Source organism: Dendrosporobacter quercicolus (assembly GCF_900104455.1).
Lineage (GTDB): Bacteria > Bacillota > Negativicutes > DSM-1736 > Dendrosporobacteraceae > Dendrosporobacter > Dendrosporobacter quercicolus.
This window is the reverse complement of the sequence record NZ_FNHB01000001.1, coordinates 959,704-972,517: the sequence shown is the minus strand read 5'-3', so window position 1 is coordinate 972,517 and position 12,814 is coordinate 959,704. Positions and strand designations below refer to the sequence as shown.

The window sequence follows — 12,814 nt, the reverse complement described above, 5'->3', positions numbered from 1 at the left end:
ATTTTGCTATCCGTCGCCGGCGCTTTTAACGGTATGAGGCATTTAAGGCTTTTAACAGAACCCGGACATCATAGCCGTAAGGGCTGACGGGCAGAATCTTTTTATCCAGGCCAAGCAGGGAATAAACAGCGAGCCTGGCCGAGCGGACTGAATACTCCTCCGTAAAGACCATATCCTCCGGAATTTCCGCAAACTGGCCGATGAAAGCGAGGTTTGTTGACCCTTTGGGTACAATTTCCGGCCGGTCCCCTCTGGCGCGGGGTTGGAACATAGAAATAATGTAAGGGAGATAGCAGGGAATTACGTTAACTACGGTTTCCATAATTCCATTTATTTCTTCGCTAAAATCCAAATGGTGCAGCAGTTCCAGCAAAATTTCCCTGCCGGTGCAGTCCTGCATGGCTTTTTCGATATAATTGCCTTTCTCACTGGTATATAAGCCATAGCCCCAGAGAATGGTGATATCCTCCGGCTGATTTTTAAAGTGGGGCTGGGCGGCCACTACAATCGACATCAGCCAGTTGGAATCCCGGAAGGTCATCAAAGCGCCGCTGCCCGGTTTGTTGCGGGAAAACTTTTCAATCAGCTTGAGAAGCCGGTTGCCTTTCAGGGTAACCGTAAAGGATTCCCAGTTGGTTTCTGCGGGGCTGCCGAAGAATTTCCGGGGATTGCCCAAACCATCCTTTTTGGCGGCGATTTTCTCCCAGAGCGTAGCTGAAATGGGACTGTCCAAGGCCACTGCAGCAGGGCTATCCAGGCTGCCCAAACGGGAATTATCCGTCATACAGCCGTTGGTCACAATGCATAAATCAGCTTTGTTTAAGTGAAGTATGCCCGGCTTTCCTTCAGTTTCATAGCGTATGGCCGCGACGGTGATGCTTTCACCCTTTTCAAAATCCAAATCTGTCACAGTGCATTTTAAGCTGAAATCAACATCAAACCGCTCCAGATATGCCTTTAGAGGCAGTATAATGGATTCATACTGGTTGTAGCGCGTTCTTGTTACTCCTTCGAGTGTGTGTATCCGGGAGTATTCGAAAATCATCCGGTGCATATAACGTTTAAACTCAATTAAACTGGACCATTTTTGGAAAGCAAAGGTTGTCTGCCACATGTACCAAAAGTTTGTTTCAAAAAAGTGGGGCGTGTTGATAAACCAGTCGGAAATCCGGAGATTGTCCAGCTTTTCTTCCGCAATAACCATTAGTTTGAAAAGCGCAATACGGTCGGCATCGCTAAAACCCATAGATAAAACATCGATTACTTCATGGTCTTTGTTAATCAGTCTGGCATTGGCATGGGTGGGATGGGCGTGGTCAAAGGCCAGAATTTCATCTGTCACACTCATGTGTTCAAATTCCAGAGAAGGGATGGAGGAAAGCAGTTCCCATAAGTTTTCGTAAGTTTCCTCATTGAGCATTCTGCCGCCCCGGGCAATAAAGCCGGTTGTCGCATTTCCCGCGCCATCGTTGCTGCCTCCTAAGACCGGCATTCCTTCTAAAATATGAATGTTTTTACCGGGAAAGGCACAGTCCCTGAGCAGGTAAACCGCACCTGCAAGGGAGCCTAAGCCGCCTCCGACAAAATAGATTTGCCTGTTTATTTCTGTATCGCTCACCGCCGGATACCTCCATGATGTACTTAATACCTATAGATTTACCCGGAAAGGGCTTGCTTATGAATATAAACGCCTGTATTATACTTTTAGTTTGCTGCCTACCCCAAACCCTGCGGCGCTTAACAGCGACAACGTGAAAAAAACAATGCCGTAACGAAACAATTCATCCTGCGATCCCCCGACGGTTGCGAGCATGCTTGTCAGTAAGGGAATGCCGATTGCGCCGCCGAGATTGCGGCTGAGCTGAATAAGACCGCTGACAGTGGCCTGTTGGTTTTCACCTGCGGCATTTTGCGCGGGCAAAACAAATGTAGGCATTAGGCTGCCAATGCCAAAGCCGATGCTGATCGCAAAAAGATAAGCGAAAGAAACAGGCAAAGCAAAAAGACAGACTACGCCCAGTCCGCTAAACCCTGCCGCCGCAAGGCACCAACTCATTTGAGACAGGGATTTGCAGGAGAGTTTTTGCAGCATGAAGCCTGATGTCATTGCGCCTATGCTCAATCCCAGCGTACAAGGCAGCAAAAAGTAAGATCCTTTGGTGTGGTTATTGCCAAACACGGCAACCGAAAACAGCGGTAAAATAAAAATGGCTCCATAACTTAACGTTCCTGACAGCAGGGCGCTCAGACTGGATAAAGAGATGGCCGGCAGCCGGAGCATGTCCTGCGGCAGGATGGGATCAGGATGCCGTTTGCCCTGCCTGTGAAAAACAAGGCCCATGGCAATACTGATGACCAACAGCAGGGTTGTCGTCATGGTCCAGCCGGATTGCTCAAAGATAGTCCAGGTTTGAATGAAAATTGCGATGGCTCCGCCCAGCAGGAAAGCGCCGAGGTAATCTATCTGCTGAATCGTGTGTCCCGGTTTAACTGTAGCGCCAAACCGGCTAAAGCCGATAATCGTGAAAGACAGCAGACAGAACGGGATGACGATCAAAAAGGCGGCCGACCAGCCTAAGGCTGCCGCAACTAGGCTGCCGATGATTGGACCCAGCACATTGGACAGCATTTGAACAGCGGCGAAAATACTCATGGCTTTGGCCCGTTCTTTCATAAGGGGAAACAATATGCTGATTAAGGCCATTGTCACAGGCGCCAGCATACCCGCGCCAATGCCCTGCACCAGACGGGCGGCGACCAGAAAGGCCAGAGAAGTTGCAAAACCGCACAGGAGTGAAGCGACCAGGAATAAGGACATGCCGATTAAAAAAAATGATTTGTAGCCATAGAGATCAGCCAGCTTGGAAAACAAGGGAATGGTTATTGTGGACATCAGCAAGTAGCCGCTAAACACCCAGCTGTACAGATGAGAGTCGCCTAATTCGGCCGAAATAGCAGGCAGAATAGTTGCAACAAGGGTCTGCATGATCATATAAGCAGTTACGCCCAGGAGAACCCCTGTGAAAACAAACCAGCGCCTATTCATTTTCATTGCCTATCAATTCGATAAAGCCCTGATTTCCGTCGAGCCGGATCGTCTGGCCGTTTTTGATTAATTCGGTAGCCCTGTCCACGCCTACCACAGCAGGAATGCCATATTCACGCGCTACCACGGCCCCATGGGTCATCAGGCCGCCAACTTCAGTGACAAGCCCCCGAGCGGAGTGGAACAATGGCGTCCAGCCGGGGTCGGTGTGCGGTGCGATCAGAATTTCTCCCGGCTGTAAAAATGCCTGTTCAGGGTGTAGAATAATTCGCGCCCTGCCCTGGACAACCCCGGCCGAAACCGGGCTGCCGGCAAGTGCACCGGCCGGAATGCCGCTGCGTTCCAGCGGAACGATAACAATCTCTCCTTCACTTGTCATTACGCCTGGAGCGCGCAGCGTTTTATGCCAGGCAAAAAGCTCTTTTCTGGCCGCAAGCGTTTGGTTTACTGCTGGCATCGCTGCTCCTTGTACCAGTTGCCGGAATTCATCAAACGTAAAATAGAATACATCTTTTTTGCAGGTCAGCAGGCCTTTGGTGACCAGTACTTCCGCTTCGGCTTCAATTGCTTTTTTGCATTCGTCCATAATGTTGACCAGCAAGTATTTATGATGTTCGCGCAATGCGCCGGACGAGCGGAATACGTCAATGATCCGTTTGGCAAATTTGCTGCGGAAATAATTGCCCTGAACTTTAGCTACAATCTGCTGTCTGGCCGCGTTTGCCTCTAACGCTCCCCGGACGAATTTCCGGCGATGCTCCTGAGGCTGTACGTTGCGCATATGGTTTAAAATTGCCGGCGCAAGTTGTGCGGGCGCTTCCCTCCAGCGTGGCCGCGTCAAGTCGATTTCACCCGGACAGCGCATGCCGAATTTTTCAATGAAAGCGGTAAAGGCTTCGGCAAACGTTGCACCGCCTGATACCTGATCAAGTCCCGCGTAAAAGGTTGCATTCTCTGCTGTCTCCAGGTAGGCCGCCACTTCCGGCAACTGCCGCAATAAGTCTGCCAAGTCGCCGATCTGCAGACCCATCTCGCTGGTTATATTGCCGGGCAGGGATTTATTCAGCTTTGCCAATAATTCGTCCGACTCACTGCCTGTCCAGTGTACCAGCCTGTTTTTGAGTATGACCAGGGCCAGAAGACCGGGCAACACATAAGGCACGATGGTAAAAACGTGCTGGAGAATATAATCCAATTGATGTTTTACTTCCAGTAAACGCGCGGGGCCTTCAAGTCCGGCCAGGTCCTGGCGCACTTTCCGCAATACGGTGTCCATATATTCCTCCACCTGTTCTTTAAACAAATGCGGGTCATTGCGATAGAGATTTTTCCATGCTTTGCCGACCAGGGGCTTTAATACCGCCAGCGCTTTATTGCTTAACGACGAATTGGCCGCGCCTTGGATAAATTCCGGCCGTTGAATTACCTGGGCAACAGCTCTGCCGATACTCTCATTGGCAAATACGATAGATTTAGAAAGAACTTTCCGAATCAGTTTGTTTTGCAACAGGTCGGATAAATCGCCATATATTCTTCCCCCGACAACCCGGCACAGTTCTTTGGAAAAAATATTTTGCAGAATCGAAGTGCCCAAAGGCGGCATGGCGTCTGTCATCATTTGCACATGGCCGAAAGAGGTCAGAACGCGCAGCGGCTGCAGCGGTAGATCGGCCAGCGGATATAAAGAGGTAATCGGGCGGCTCTGCACAATAAATATCCCGCCCTTTTCCACGCAAAATTCAATATCCTGAGGAGAAGCGAAATGCGCTTGAATGTTTTGGCCCAGTTCAGCCAGGGCCAGCAGCTGTTGATCGCTCAGCGCTTGCCGCCGCTGCTGCGCTGTTGGCAGTTTCTGCGTCACGGTGCCGCCGTCAGCCAGGCTGTAAATCGCAATTTTTTTTTCGGCAATTTGTTTATGGATAATTTTTTGGGCTTTGATTTTATATAAATCAGCCGACACTATGCCGGAAACAATTGCTTCTCCCAACCCGAAACTGGCGTTGATGGAAATGACCGTGCGGTTGCCGTTCACCGGGTCGGCGGTAAACATAATGCCGGATACCTCCGGCTGTACCATCCGCTGGACGACAACAGCCAGCAATACATCACGGTGATTGAAATGGTTTTTGGCCCGATAGGCAATTGCCCTGTCGGTAAACAAGGAGGCCCAGCACCTGCGCACATGCAGCAGCAGCTCGCTGCGGCCTTTGATATTGAGATAGGTATCTTGCTGGCCGGCAAAGGAAGCTGTAGGCAAATCTTCAGCAGTGGCGCTGGAACGGACCGCATAAGCATAATTCGGGCCTGTATTTATCCAGGCCTGAACAATGGCTGCCTGCAATCGTTCAGGCATTGGCAATTGCGTTAACTGCGCCCGGATCATTTCGCCGGCTTGGCGCAACTGTGTCAAGTTATTTGTGTCGATGGTTTCAAGCGAATGAATGAGCTGCCCTATGGCTGGGCTTGTCAGGATAAAGTCCCGGTAGGCGGCAGTGGTTATGCAGAAGCCTCCAGGCACAGGAAAACTTGCTCTGCTGAGCTCAGCTAAATTGGCGCCTTTGCCGCCGACCAAAGGCAAACTTGATTTATCCAGTTCATCAAATGGGAGAACATAATTCATTATGTGGATTGCCTCACTTCTTGTTGTATTTCCGGCGTGTGATTTTCACCTTGTCTCTTCGCTGTGGCCGGTGTAAATGATAGTATGCACCAACTCTACAATAATATTTTTCTTGCAGCGGGTTAGCCAATCACCGGCCTTATTCCGGCAAGCATAGGCAAAACCGATGTCCTGCAGGACCCAGCAGCGCGGGGGTTAGTATAGTCCAGGCAAAGCAAATGAACAATGCGCTTAATCATCGTGTGATTGAATTATTTTACGCGCTAAAGGGCTGTGTGCAGGCACAGCCCTTTAGCGCGTTTAGCAACCGCTTTTCAGCCAACAGAATGCGTTCCGCCGGCAGACTGAGATATTGTGTTCAATTACGTTTCAAAACCAAAGAGGGTGATCTCATTGATTGCAGTGGCGCAAATTTCAACCTCCACAGCATCTAATTGGATGCTGTTGCCGATTCCCAGCCCGGTGTGAGCGCCGGAAAAAGAGGTCTGCAGGCTGCCAATGACTTCCCAGGGATTGGCGGCTGCCAGTACTTCCTGGGTGATATCCCGCTCCAGAGGGGTGGTCAAATAATTCAGTGTTCCTATCAGGGAAAGGCTTGCCTGCTGCAATTCGATCCAGTCGGCGGCAGTATCCGGCCGCCAGTAAAGGGTCATTGCGCTGGTGCCGACAGCAAGTGTTAGCGCAAGGCGGCAGTAAAACTTAAGTCTAACGCTTTCAATCTGCAGCCGGTCAAGCGCCGCCGGAGCCATGTGATATGTCAGCACGATTCTGCCCCTGGTTGCAATCAGCAGTCCCGAGCTGAGGGCGGCCAACTGTCTGTCAGGTAAACCTGCGGCATTGGCTGCATTCGTAAAATCGCTTCGGCTGTTAAAGGCGACCTGCTCAGCAGTTACCGCGCCAAAAGTCTCACATGCTCTTTCTTCATCGGCAGTGCGGATAAAGACCGCATCGCCGCGGTTAAGTCTGCAGGCGGAGGGGAAGGCGTGACTGATTGCTGCGGCTGGTTCCGATATTCTTAACGCTAAGAAGCTTTTGCCGCTGCTGCTTAATGTTATTGTTACTCCCAAAGGAGCTGATGCCTGTATTGCGGTAAGATGAATACATTTTTGCGCTGAAGGCGTCCAGACCGGTATTGCATCTGTCAAAACGCTGAAGGAATACTGTCTGCTTATCCCGGCTGGATTTCTTCCGCAAAATAAGGGCTGCTGCCCGGCGGTAGATATATTCTGATTCATTCTTGTATTATCCGTCGCAAACCACTCCTTCCCGGCGCTTTGCCGTCAGGTCAGACTTCATAGCCTATCAGGGTAATATTCACCGTTCCCTCCGCAGTGGTTGTAAGTGAGATGATTTCGTCCGCTGTGAATCTAACCGGGGAAGGAAAGCTTTCGCTATAAGTGGCGAGAGCAGTTGTCAAAACAATTGACAGGAAGGACGCATTGCCGGCTCTGCTTAAGATAACGGTTATGGCAGCAGGGGCAGACGTTTGCACTGCTGTCAGGCAGATCCTTTTACCGGCGGCCGGCAGCCAAATCGGCGTATTTGTTTGCATTGTGGAAAAGGCATTAAATATAATGGTATCTGATGCCTGTTCCCGGGTAAACAAGGGGCTTGCTTCGTCATTAAAAACACTGTGATTTATTCTGGCCGTTTTGTCCATTGCCGAAAAACTCCTAACGTATGGTTATTTTAGTATATGAATCCGTTCTTGTTAAGGTGCGGATTAGCTTGAAGGTCTTCCCAAACTGATTTGGGCAAAAAGAAAAAGGACAGATCAAATCCGCACCGTGTTCGGTGAGAATTTGATCTGTCCGGGCGTTAGCTGTGTCCGGTTCTCTTATCTTTTTCGCCGCAATGAGGTTACGGTCTCTCCGCCAATCCCCCAATGATCGGTGTCCACTTCGTCAATCACGACGATGGTTGTCTTGGGGTTTTTTCCCAGAATATCCACCAGGAGTTGCGTCACACCTTGGATTAATCGGGCTTTTTGTTCGGCAGTAGCGCCTTCTTTCGTTATTTTGATATTTACATACGGCATTATTCATCACTCACTTTCTTGTTTATGGTTGCCAGCGCCAGCAAGGCAAATAGTAAAACCACAACGGCAAAAATGCTGGGGGCTAACAGGTCAAAGTTTTTTTGCAGATAGGCTGCCGCAATAGGACCAATAATCTGTCCTAACGCAAAGGCGGTCGTCAATTCTGCGATGGCTTTCATTTTGGCCTCCGCTTTCATGCGGCAGGCCAACGCGATAGCAAGACTGGTTATTCCCATGAAAGTCCCGCCAAATAAAACGCCGCCGGCCAGGGTGCTAACCTGATTGGGAAGAACAACCGGCATAAGAATTCCCAGGGCTTGCAGGCTGTAGGCCAGCATCAGAGCGATTCGTATATTCGTTTTCTGGGCGAACCGCGCCCACAGATAGGTGGAGGGAATGGCTGCCAGGCCTATGAATACCCAGCTTTGGTTGGCAATTTGCCGCAATTCGGGAATGGCTCCCAGCATTTGAACAATATAAGTGGCTGTAATGATATAGCCAATGCCTTCAAGCCCGTAAGCAACGAGAAGCGCATACCAGGCATAATCTCTCGTAAATCGGCTTTCCGGCCGCGGCAGTTCGGAATGGACCGGTTCGGGCCCCGCTTCTTTTGCCAGCATGCGCCAGGCAATAGCGCCGAATATACTGCCGCCCAAGGCCAGGCCCAGCCATGTGCCTTTCCAGCCGCCAATGGCATCAAATACTGGCACACAGATCCCGGTAAACGCCAGGCCAATGCCCACGCCGCTATAAAGATAACCCGCCCGGTTGCTTCGTCCTTGACCCAGGGTAATGCTGGAGGCGATGACGAATAAAATTGCGCTTAGAAATCCGGCGGATAGCCGCAGCAAGGTCCACAGGGCGGGAAGCTGCGTGGCCGGCATGGCGGCCAGCAAAAGGATACTGCCCGCTAATCCCCCGCCCAGCCAGCCGCGGACATGCCCTGTGACGTATTGCCGGCGGGAAGCCCATGCTCCCGCCAGATAGCCCAGATAATTGGCGGAAGCCAAAACGGCAATATCCCATTCTGCAAGGCCAATATCTCTTTGCATGATTGGAATAATCGGGGTAAAACCAAACCGTGAAACTCCCATTGCTAGACTCAGAGCGCAAATACCGCCCGCCAGAATGGAAATAGTCCGTCTGTTTTGCAATTGTTCACCTCCTGGTACAAGGGCTGCTTTCATGTTACAATAAAGGAGCTGCTAATAGAAGCGATTTATCTCTATGACATAAATCGTTTTTTTCTATGGGAGGGTTAAATGAATTTAAATGATATAAAAATTTTTCAGGAAGTGGTTTACCAGGGATCGATGACACAAGCCGCGGAAAAGCTGGGCTACGCCCAGTCCAGTGTTACCGCCCGGATGAGAAAACTGGAGGAGAAGCTGAAGGTAAAGTTGTTTTATCGTAGCGCCAGGGGCGTTCATCCCACTCCGGCGGGAAAACTTCTGTTGGAATACGGCTTAAGAATTGCCCGTACGATGGACGAGCTGCAGTTTCTTTTACACTCCAATGGCGTTCCCGGCGGATTACTGCGAATCGGCTCAATGGAAACGACCGCAGCCATTCGCCTGCCATCATTGCTCAAAGAATATCATTCTTTATATGATCGTGTGGAGTTATCGCTTCAAACCGGAACAACCGGACATTTAATCAGTCAAATCCTCAACTATGAACTTGACCTGGCTTTTGTCGCGGCACCGGTCAATCACGCTGACATTGTGGAAATGGCGGCATTTGAAGAAGCTATGGTACTGGTTGCGGCGGGAGGCCAAAACGCCGCCGGCGGTTTAGATATTTTGCAAAACAGAACGATTTTAGTTTTTCGCAGTGGCTGCTCATATCGGTCATTGCTGGAACAATACCTGGCGGAAACCAAATCGATACCGTTAAAACGCTTTGAATTTGGTTCTCTGGAGGCTATTATCGGCTCAGTGGCTGCTGGTATTGGGATTTCCCTGCTGCCTGAATCGGTAATAGAAGAAAAATTGCAGTCCGGCATTTTGTCTTCCTATGCACTGCCGTCACACCTCGGGAAGTGTACAACAATGCTGATTTGGCGAAAAGATGCCGTCCCAACCCTGGCCATGACCAAGTTTATTGACTTGATTCACAGTAAGCCGTAGCAGGGAAAAGGTCTGTGGCCTGAAAATAGCCCGGCGCACCGCCGAAAAAACAAGAATTTTATTGGAAAGCTGCTATTGGCCGTATAGATGTCATTCCTGTCTGGTATACTAATGGAACCATTTAACAATTCATTATAGCTTTACTGCTATGGAAAAGGAGGCATTTATGCAACAAGGTCAAGGCGGCTCAGGCCCTGCGGGCAATGACAAAAAAATACAGCAGTTGGAAAACTTTAGAACGGCGCACAACAACCAGACGCTGACCACCAATATGGGACTAAAGCTTTCTCATACAGATGATTCACTTAAGGCGGGAGAGCGGGGTCCCACTTTAATGGAGGATTTTCATTTTCGGGAAAAGATTACCCATTTTGACCATGAGCGTATTCCTGAACGGGTTGTGCATGCCCGCGGTTTTGGCGCATATGGCTATTTTCAGGTTTACCAACCCATGACTGAATATACCAAAGCTAAGTTTTTACAGGACCCGTCGCTTAAAACACCGGTTTTTGTCCGGTTTTCCACCGTTGTGGGCTCGCGCGGTTCGGCGGATACAGCCCGGGACGTGCGGGGCTTTGCGACAAAATTTTATACGGAAGAAGGCAATTATGATATTGTCGGCAACAATATTCCGGTTTTTTTTATTCAGGATGCAATCAAATTTCCTGATTTGATTCATGCGGTTAAACCTGAACCGCATAATGAAGTTCCGCAGGCCACATCGGCCCATGATACTTTTTGGGATTTTGTTGTGAACACGCCGGAAACCGCGCATATGATCATGTGGCTGATGTCTGACCGGGCTATTCCCCGCAGTTTCCGCATGATGGAGGGTTTTGGCGTCAATACGTTTCGTTTTGTCAATGCCAAGGGCAAGGCGCGGTTTGTAAAATTCCACTGGAAGCCGGTATTGGGCGTCCATTCACTGGTTCGCGACGAAGCGCAGAAGTTGTCGGGCAAGGACCCTGACTTCCACCGGCGGGATTTGTGGGATGCGATTGATCAGGGCAATTATCCCGAATTTGAATTTGGTGTGCAAATGCTGGAAGAGGAACAGGAATTTAAATTCGATTTTGATATTCTTGATCCCACCAAATTCTGGCCGGAAGAGTTGGTGCCGGTAAAAATCATTGGCAAAATGACCTTGAACCGCAATGTGGACAATTTCTTCGCGGAAACTGAGCAGGTGGCTTTTTGTCCGGGGAATGTCGTTCCAGGCATTGATTTCAGCAACGATCCTTTACTGCAAGGCCGGCTATTTTCTTATCAGGATACCCAGCTGATTAGGCTGGGCGGGCCGAATTTTCATCAAATTCCCGTCAACCGTCCTGTTGCGCCTATCCATAACAACCAACGCGACGGGTATCACCGCATGTCTGTGGACCAAGGGGTTGTCAGTTATTTCCCGAACATGCTCCAGCAAAATACGCCGACGCCTGTAGCTGAAGGCGCCGGGGGCTATGTACATTATGCTGAGAAGGTGGAGGGCCGCAAAATTCGTGAACGCAGTAAAAGCTTTCAGGATTTTTTCAGCCAGGCGACGCTTTTCTGGAACAGCATGTCTGTGGTGGAAAAAGCGCATATTATTGATGCCTTTCATTTTGAGGCGGGCAGTGTGCAGGATAAACAAATTAAACAGCGTGTTGTGGACATGTTCAACTATGTCGCGCCTGAACTTGCCCGGCAAATTGCTCTCGGCATCGGCGCAAATCCTCCGTCGGAGCAGGGCGGAACAGGCGTGACTGCAGCATCGCCGGCGGTGAGTCAGCAAAACACCATACAATCGCCCAAAACAAGAAAGGTTGCCGTTCTGGCGGCAAATGGATTTTGTTATACCGGACTTACGCAGGTTGTAACCGCACTGACAAATGCCGGCGTTAGCGCGGATATTGTCAGCAGTCGGATGGGGATGATTACAAGCAGTGACGGTAAGCAAACGGAAGCTGCCAAAGATTTTACCACAGCGGATGCGCTGTTGTATGATGCCGTCTATGTGCCCGGAGGAATAGAAAGCATTCAGGAATTAGCAAAAACATTGGACGCCCGTAATTTTGTCAACGAGGCCTTCAAACATGATAAAACCATCGCGGCGGCGGATGATGGCGTGGATTTTCTGAAGACCTCCGATGCCGGAAAAGTCCAGCTCGCTCAGCCGGACAGCGGCGGGAAGCTGAGTAGCGGACTGGGGGTGGCAACTGTGCGCGGCGCGGCCGACTGGGCCGCGTTTGGCGAAGAATTCCTTAAGTTAATTGCCATTGACCGCCACTGGGCGCGGCATTTATAAGCAGAAAAATGGCGGAACGGACATTGGAGGCTCCAATGTCCGTTCTGCTTACATATCAGCGCTTTAGCCAGCCGGCGCAGTGCGTTAGCGTCCGCTATAAGCAAGCGGGGGATAATGCTGTATTTGGCCATATTTACAGCTTATTGTAATGATGATAACATGATACTGACGTAATGCGGCGGGCCATTTTCCCGTTCGTTGTAATTGGGGGGGAGATTGATAATGATTGCACAGGCATCTGTGGCTGACTACGAGGTATTGATTAAAATTTGGGAGGATTCGGTTCGGGCAACACATCACTTTATTACGGAACAGGATATTCAATTTTACCGGCAGTTGATCTTGGATGAGGGCTTTCGGAGTGTCGCATTATTTTGTGATCAGGATGAAAAACACAAAATTACCGGATTTATGGGTATTTGCGGCAATAAGCTGGAAATGCTGTTTGTTGCGCCTGCCGAACGGGGCAAAGGCATTGGCAAACAGCTGGTTACCTATGCTATCGCCCGGGAAAAAGTGATGAAAGTGGATGTGAATGAACAAAACGAACAGGCGGTTGGCTTTTATCGGCATATGGGCTTTGCTGTAATCAATCGTTCCGATGTTGACGGAATGGGCAAGCCATATCCTATTTTATCTATGCAGCTGAGCTAATGTCTGCTGTTCTGTTATTACGTATTTGCCCAAAGGCTTAAAG

10 protein-coding genes are annotated in these 12,814 nt (G+C 49.9%); 3 read left to right on the top strand and 7 right to left on the bottom strand.

The features are described 5' to 3' along the window. Positions 1-25: 25 nt before the first annotated feature. The 7 genes from BLR06_RS04705 to BLR06_RS04675 form a co-directional block, all read right to left on the bottom strand. A complete protein-coding gene (locus BLR06_RS04705; RefSeq protein WP_092068941.1) occupies positions 26-1,618 on the bottom strand; it encodes an oleate hydratase in 1,593 nt (530 codons plus the stop codon). Between the two features lie 78 nt (positions 1,619-1,696). Then, complete coding sequence (locus BLR06_RS04700) at positions 1,697-3,046, bottom strand: MFS transporter (RefSeq protein WP_255319490.1); 1,350 nt, start codon at positions 3,044-3,046, stop codon at positions 1,697-1,699. Continuing rightward, positions 3,039-5,666, bottom strand: coding sequence for a phosphoenolpyruvate synthase (locus BLR06_RS04695; RefSeq protein WP_218039437.1), 2,628 nt, complete (start codon positions 5,664-5,666; stop codon positions 3,039-3,041). The genes BLR06_RS04700 and BLR06_RS04695 overlap by 8 nt, the downstream gene beginning before the upstream one ends. A gap of 362 nt (positions 5,667-6,028) precedes the next feature. After that, complete coding sequence (locus tag BLR06_RS04690; RefSeq protein ID WP_217636826.1) at positions 6,029-6,901, bottom strand: hypothetical protein; 873 nt, start codon at positions 6,899-6,901, stop codon at positions 6,029-6,031. A gap of 50 nt (positions 6,902-6,951) precedes the next feature. After that, positions 6,952-7,326, bottom strand: a complete 375-nt coding sequence (locus tag BLR06_RS04685; RefSeq protein ID WP_092068933.1) for a hypothetical protein — start codon at positions 7,324-7,326, stop codon at positions 6,952-6,954. Positions 7,327-7,503: 177 nt separating this feature from the next. Further along, positions 7,504-7,704, bottom strand: a complete 201-nt coding sequence (locus tag BLR06_RS04680) for a 2-hydroxymuconate tautomerase family protein (RefSeq protein ID WP_092068930.1) — start codon at positions 7,702-7,704, stop codon at positions 7,504-7,506. Then, positions 7,704-8,858: a YbfB/YjiJ family MFS transporter gene (locus BLR06_RS04675; RefSeq protein ID WP_092068927.1), complete on the bottom strand. Its 1,155-nt coding sequence runs from the start codon at positions 8,856-8,858 to the stop codon at positions 7,704-7,706. Before BLR06_RS04675 ends, BLR06_RS04680 begins: the two co-directional genes overlap by 1 nt. Positions 8,859-8,966: 108 nt before the next feature. Here BLR06_RS04675 and BLR06_RS04670 point away from each other — a divergent pair, with 108 nt between their 5' ends. From BLR06_RS04670 to BLR06_RS04660, 3 genes are all read left to right on the top strand, one after another. Then, positions 8,967-9,833: a LysR family transcriptional regulator gene (locus BLR06_RS04670; protein WP_092068925.1), complete on the top strand. Its 867-nt coding sequence runs from the start codon at positions 8,967-8,969 to the stop codon at positions 9,831-9,833. Between the two features lie 166 nt (positions 9,834-9,999). After that, positions 10,000-12,117 carry a catalase gene (locus tag BLR06_RS04665; protein WP_092068922.1) on the top strand — a complete coding sequence of 706 codons (2,118 nt, stop codon included), beginning with the start codon at positions 10,000-10,002 and terminating at the stop codon, positions 12,115-12,117. Positions 12,118-12,339: 222 nt separating this feature from the next. Beyond that, complete coding sequence (locus tag BLR06_RS04660) at positions 12,340-12,771, top strand: acetyltransferase (protein ID WP_092068919.1); 432 nt, start codon at positions 12,340-12,342, stop codon at positions 12,769-12,771. Positions 12,772-12,814 lie beyond the last annotated feature (43 nt).